At 70.2% G+C, this 6,034-nt stretch carries 5 protein-coding genes and 1 tRNA gene; 5 read left to right on the top strand and 1 reads right to left on the bottom strand.

What is annotated here, in order from left to right:
* Positions 1-20 precede the first annotated feature (20 nt).
* From ACY35P_RS07030 to ACY35P_RS07050, 5 genes are all read left to right on the top strand, one after another.
* Positions 21-971, top strand: a complete 951-nt coding sequence (locus ACY35P_RS07030) for a bifunctional riboflavin kinase/FAD synthetase (protein ID WP_462115117.1) — start codon at positions 21-23, stop codon at positions 969-971.
* Between the two features lie 75 nt (positions 972-1,046).
* Positions 1,047-3,842, top strand: a complete 2,796-nt coding sequence (gene ileS / locus ACY35P_RS07035) for an isoleucine--tRNA ligase (RefSeq protein WP_462115126.1) — start codon at positions 1,047-1,049, stop codon at positions 3,840-3,842.
* Between the two features lie 44 nt (positions 3,843-3,886).
* A complete protein-coding gene (gene lspA, locus ACY35P_RS07040) occupies positions 3,887-4,393 on the top strand; it encodes a signal peptidase II (protein WP_462115118.1) in 507 nt (168 codons plus the stop codon).
* 9 nt (positions 4,394-4,402) lie between these two features.
* Positions 4,403-5,353: a 4-hydroxy-3-methylbut-2-enyl diphosphate reductase gene (gene ispH / locus ACY35P_RS07045; protein WP_462115119.1), complete on the top strand. Its 951-nt coding sequence runs from the start codon at positions 4,403-4,405 to the stop codon at positions 5,351-5,353.
* Between the two features lie 69 nt (positions 5,354-5,422).
* Positions 5,423-5,498 (top strand) — tRNA-Thr (locus tag ACY35P_RS07050).
* A 201-nt stretch (positions 5,499-5,699) separates the two neighbouring features.
* Here the strand turns inward: ACY35P_RS07050 and ACY35P_RS07055 are convergent.
* Positions 5,700-6,034: sugar nucleotide-binding protein (locus ACY35P_RS07055; protein WP_462115120.1), on the bottom strand; the 335-nt coding region annotated here is incomplete at its 5' end.

Consider the following 6,034-nt stretch of genomic DNA (forward strand, 5'->3'; position numbering starts at 1 on the left):
CACTGGCTATACTTCGGCGGATGAGCAGGCTGTTCCGGGACGTCGACCGCGGGACGCGTTTCCCGTCGGGAAGCGTGGTCTGCATCGGTGCGTTCGATGGCCTGCATCCGGGGCATCGCGCGCTGGTGGCCCGGGCCGTCGATCGCGCGGCCGCGCTCGGGCTTCCCGCCGTCGCCGTCACCTTCGATCCGCTGCCGCGCGAGTTCTTCGCGCGCGATGCGGCGCCGCCACGACTCATGTCGACGCGGTCGAGGGTCGACGGCCTGCTCGCGCTCGGAATCGATGCGGTCGCCCTGCTGCGTTTCGACGCGCGGCTCAGCGGCATGGAGGCGACGGCGTTCGTCGCGGACGTGCTGGCCGACGGCCTCCACGCGGCCGAGGTCTGGGTCGGCCCGGATTTCCGCTTCGGCCGCGGCCGTGCCGGCGATCTCGAGCTGCTGCGGGCCGAAGGCGCCGCGCGCGGCTTCACCGCGGGCACCATTGATCCGGTCGAGGCGGTCGGGGGGCGCGTGTCCAGCACGCGCATCCGCACCGCGCTCACCGGAGGCGACTTCGAGCACGCCGCGCGACTGCTCGGTCGTCCGTACCTCATCGAGGGCCGGGTGGTGCGTGGCAAGCAGCTCGGCCGCACGCTCGGCTATCCGACGGCGAACCTGCGGCTGCCGCAGGGCGCCGCGCCGCTTGCCGGCATCTTCGCGACGCGCGTGCACGGGCTCGGGCCTGAACCGCTGCCTGCCGTATCGAGCCTTGGCACGCGGCCGACCGTCGGCGGGGTGGAACCGCTGCTCGAAACCCATATCTTCGACTTCGATGCGGACATCTACACCCGCCGCATCGGTATCGAGTTCGTCGCGCGCCTGCGCGACGAGCTCAAGTTCGATGGACTTCCCGCCCTCGTCGCGCAGATGGATCGCGATGCCGAGCAGGCGCGGGAGATCCTCGCCCCCATGCACTCCCGACGGACCGCCTGACTCGTGACCGACCGCGACGCCCCCGACGCCAATCCGTACAAGGCCACGCTGCAGCTGCCGGCCACGCAGTTCCCCATGCGCGGCGACCTGCCCAAACGCGAGCCGCAGACGCTCGCCCGCTGGGAAGCCGAGGGCCTGTACGCCCGTGTGCGCGAGCACGTGTCCGCGCGCGAGCAGTCGTTCGTGCTGCATGACGGCCCGCCGTATGCGAACGGCGTCATCCACATCGGCCATGCGGTGAACAAGGTCCTGAAGGACGTGGTGGTGAAGTCGCGGCTGCTGTCGGGCTTCGACGCGCCGTACGTGCCGGGCTGGGACTGCCACGGCCTGCCGATCGAGGTGGCCGTCGAAAAGAAGCACGGCAAGGTGGGCGACAAGCTCGACGCCGCGCAGTTCCGGCAGAAGTGCCGCGAATACGCGGCCGAGCAGATCGACCTGCAACGCCGCGACTTCAAGCGACTCGGCATCCTCGGCGACTGGGACAGGCCCTACCGCACGATGGATTTCCGCTACGAGGCGGACATGCTGCGCGCGCTCGCGAAGATCGTCGAGCGCGGCCACCTCGTGCGCGGCGCCAAGCCGGTGCACTGGTGCTTCGACTGCGGTTCGGCGCTCGCCGAAGCGGAGATCGAATACGCCGACAAGACGTCGCCGGCGATCGACGTCGCCTACCTCGCACGCGATCCGCAGGCGCTCGCGCGCCTGTTCGGCGTCGAGGTGGATGCGGGCGTCGAGGTGGCGGTGCCCATCTGGACGACCACCCCGTGGACGCTGCCGGCGAGCCTCGCGGTGTCGATCGGCCCCGACCTCGACTATTCGCTGGTCGAGGGGCCGAACGGCTCGAACGGACGCCGCCTGCTCGTGCTCGCCAGCGCGCTGGTCGATCGCGCGCTGGCGCGCTACGGCGTCGACGCGCCCGTGGTGCTCGGCGCCTCGAAGGGCGCACCGCTCGAAGGCGTGGTGCTGGCGCATCCGTTCTACGACCGCGACATCCCGCTGCTGCTGGGCGACCACGTCTCGGCCGAGGACGGCACCGGCGCCGTGCACACCGCGCCGGGCCACGGCCAGGAGGACTTCGCGGTCAGCCAGAAATACGGCCTGATCGACCGCTACTCGGCCGCCGAAATGAATCCCGTCGACGCGCGCGGCCGCTATCTGCCGGGCACGCCGCCGGCGGACACGACCGAGATCGCCGGCATCCACCTGTGGAAGGCGAACGACCTGCTCGTCGATGCCGTGCGCGGCCTCGGCCTGCTGCTCGCCGCGCATCCCCTGCAGCACAGCTATCCGCATTGCTGGCGGCACAAGACGCCGGTCGTGTTCCGCGCGACGCCGCAGTGGTTCATCTCGATGGAGAAGGCCGGGCTGCGCCGTGACGCACTGGCCTCGATCTGCGGCGTGGGCTGGGTGCCGGAGTGGGGCGAGGCGCGCATCGCCGGCATGATCGAGGGTCGCCCGGACTGGTGCATCAGCCGCCAGCGCACCTGGGGCGTGCCCATCGCGCTGTTCGTGCACCGGCACACGTTCGAGCCGCACCCGCGTTCGCCTGAACTGATGCGCCGCGTCGCCGAGCGCGTGGAGGCCGCCGGCGTCGACGCCTGGTACGACCTCGATGCGACCGAGCTGCTGGGCGCCGAAGCCGGCGACTACGACAAGGTCACCGACATCCTGGACGTCTGGTTCGATTCGGGCGTCACGCACGACTGCGTGCTCGCGCAACGGCCCGAGGACGGGCTGCGCAAGCCCGCGGACCTCTACCTCGAAGGCTCCGACCAGCATCGCGGCTGGTTCCAGTCGTCGCTGCTCACGGGCGTGGCGATGGACGGCGTCGCTCCGTATCGCCAGGTGCTCACGCACGGCTTCACGGTCGACGCGCAGGGCCGGAAGATGTCGAAGTCGATCGGCAATACGGTCGAGCCGCAGAAGGTCATCGACCAGATGGGCGCCGACGTGCTGCGCCTGTGGATCGCCTCGACCGACTACCGCAACGAGATGTCGGTGTCGGACGAGATCCTCAAGCGCTCGGGCGACGTGTACCGCCGGCTCCGCAATACCGCGCGCTTCCTGCTCGCCAATCTCGACGGCTTCGACCCCGTCGCGCACCTGCAGCCGCTCGAGTCGATGGTCGCGATCGATCGCTGGATCGTGCACCGCGCGCACGAGCTGCAGCAGAAGCTGCTGGCCGCGTACGGGCGCTACGATTTCGCCGAGGTGGTGCAGTCGCTGGCAAACTTCTGCAGCGTGGACCTGGGCTCGTTGTACCTCGACGTCACGAAGGACCGCCTGTACACGATGCCGGCCGATTCCGAGGGCCGCCGCTCCGCGCAGACCGCGATGTACCACCTGGCGGAGGCGTTCGTGCGCTGGATCGCGCCGGTGCTGACGTTCACCGCCGACGAGATGTGGCATTGCCTGCCGCAGGCGACGTCGCGCGGCGCGCGTGCCGGCAACGTGCTGTTCGACACGTGGTACGAGGGGCTCGCGCCGCTGTCGGCGGATGCGCCGCTGGGCGTGGAGCGTTTCGATCGCCTCCTGTCGCTGCGCGACCAGCTCAGCCGGACGCTCGAGCCGATGCGCGCCGCGGGCGAGATCGGCGCGGCGCTCGAAGCGGACGTCGCGCTGACCGTGCCCGCGGACGATGCGGCGTGGATGACGCCGCTCGCGGACGAGCTGCGCTTCCTGTTCATCAGCGGCGACGTGAGCGTCGAAGCGGGCGAGCCGGCAGTCGCCGCGCGTCGCAGCAACAAGCCGAAGTGCGCACGGTGCTGGCAGTACCGCGCCGACGTGGGCAGCGTGCTGGCGCATCCCACGATCTGCACGCGCTGTGCGGGCAACGTCGACGGCGTGCCCGAAGTGCGCCGCTGGTTCTGACCGGTCGAATGCCGACTGCCGCTTCGCGACCGACTGGAGTTCCCATGCGATCCCCCAAACCCAACGCGTTGTCCTGGCTGCTGCTGTCGGCGGCGGTCTTCGCGGTCGACCAGCTGACCAAGGCCTGGGTGCTGCGCGCGCTGCCGGAATACACGGCGGTGCCGGTGATTCCCGGTTTCTGGAACTGGTTTCGCACGTACAACACAGGCGCTGCGTTCAGCCTGCTCAGCGACGCGGGCGGCTGGCAGAAGTACTTTTTCCTCGTGCTCGCGCTGGGCATCAGCGCGGCGCTGACCGTGGCGCTCGCGCGCACCCCGCGCTCGGATCGCGCGACGGCGGCGCCCTATGCGCTGGTCATCGGCGGGGCGCTCGGAAACGCGATCGACCGACTGATGCACGGCCACGTGGTGGACTTCATCCAGTGGCATGTGAAGGAGCATTACTGGCCCGCCTTCAACGTGGCGGATTCGGCGCTGATGGTCGGCGTGGCCGGCTTCCTCATCGCCAGCCTGTTGGCCGGGCGTCAGCCGGGCGCGAAGGCGAAGGGCTAGCATTCCCGCATGGACATCCTCCTCGCCAACCCCCGCGGATTCTGCGCGGGCGTAGACCGCGCCATCGAGATCGTCAAGCGCGCGATCGAACTGCTCGGCGCGCCGATCTACGTCCGCCACGAGGTCGTGCACAACCGGTTCGTCGTCGACGACCTCCGCCAGCGCGGCGCGGTCTTCGTCGAGGAGCTTCACGAGGTTCCGGACGGCGCGACGGTGATCTTCAGCGCCCACGGGGTCTCGCAGGCCGTGCGCACCGAGGCCGCTGCGCGCGGGCTGAAGGTGTTCGACGCGACGTGCCCGCTGGTGACCAAGGTCCACCTCGAGGTCGCGCGCCACTGCCGCGCCGGCCGCGACGTCGTGCTCATCGGCCACGCCGGGCACCCGGAAGTGGAGGGCACGATGGGCCAGTGGCTGCGCGAAGGCGCCACCGGCCACATCTACCTGGTCGAGGACGAGGCGGACGTGGCACGGCTGGAGGTCTCCCAGCCCCAGGACCTCGCCTACACCACCCAAACGACCCTGTCGGTCGACGACACGCGCGTGGTGATCGACGCCCTGCGCGCCAAGTTCCCGGCGATCCAGGGGCCGCGCAACGACGACATCTGCTACGCCACCCAGAACCGGCAGGACGCGGTGCGCGAGCTGTCGCGCCATTGCGACCTGGTTCTGGTGGTCGGCTCGGTCAACAGTTCGAACTCCAACCGGCTGCGGGAGCTGGCCGAGCGGCAGGGGATCGAGTCCTACCTGATCGACGGCGCGGACGAGATCCAGCCGGAGTGGGTGGCGGGGAAGGCGCGAGTCGGGGTCACGGCCGGTGCCTCCGCGCCCGACGTCCTCGTCCGCGGCGTGCTCGCCCGCCTGCAGGAGCTCGGGGCGGGGGTCGTCGCCGAACTCGACGGCGAACCGGAGTCGATGGTCTTCGCCCTGCCGAAGGAATTGCGCCTCCAACTGGTCGAATGAGCGATTCGCCGTTGACCTGCCCGCCACGGCTGCCTAGAATCTCGCGTCCTGTCGCAGCGCGGCAGACCTGCCGGAATAGCTCAGTTGGTAGAGCGGCGCATTCGTAATGCGTAGGTCGTAGGTTCGATTCCTATTTCCGGCACCACGTACCTTCGAACGCCCCCGGGGCGCGCGAACGCTTCAGCCGAAGGCCCTGCCTTGCGGCAACGACAGGCCCGCGAAAGCGGGCCTGTTCGTTTTTTGGGGCTCCATTCGCGACCCTCGGCGCGGGCCACCCGGCCCGGCTGCGCGCGGACGCAAAAAAGCCCGCCGCGAGGCGGGCTCGTCCATGCCACGAATCGCGCCGTCAGTTCACCCGCGCCTGCAGCACGTAGCGCCCGAGGGCGTCGTCCAGCGTCGGCATCGGGAAGGCCCGATGGCTGCCGAGCGCGCTGTACCGCGGGCGCGGCGCCGCCAGCTGTTCGCGCATGTCGGTGCGGACATCGAGGGAACTGTGGTCGACGTCCGCGATTCGTGCGGCACGGCGGGCGAGGTCGGCCCAGGTCACTTCGCCCCCGTTCGTGAGGTGCCAGATGCCGGCCTCGCGATCGATCAGCAGTTCGAGTCGGTGGGCGGGGCTTCCTTCACCTTCTTCGAGCAGGCCATCGCGAGCGTGCACAGGGCGGCGACGACGAGGAGCTG

Source organism: Lysobacter xanthus (assembly GCF_047159895.1).

Coding starts and splice junctions, on each gene's coding strand:
- ACY35P_RS07030 (WP_462115117.1), top strand. CDS start 21: ATGAGCAGGCTGTTCCGGGACGTCGACCGCGGGACGCGTTTCCCGTCG.
- ileS (WP_462115126.1), top strand. CDS start 1,047: ATGCGCGGCGACCTGCCCAAACGCGAGCCGCAGACGCTCGCCCGCTGG.
- lspA (WP_462115118.1), top strand. CDS start 3,887: ATGCGATCCCCCAAACCCAACGCGTTGTCCTGGCTGCTGCTGTCGGCG.
- ispH (WP_462115119.1), top strand. CDS start 4,403: ATGGACATCCTCCTCGCCAACCCCCGCGGATTCTGCGCGGGCGTAGAC.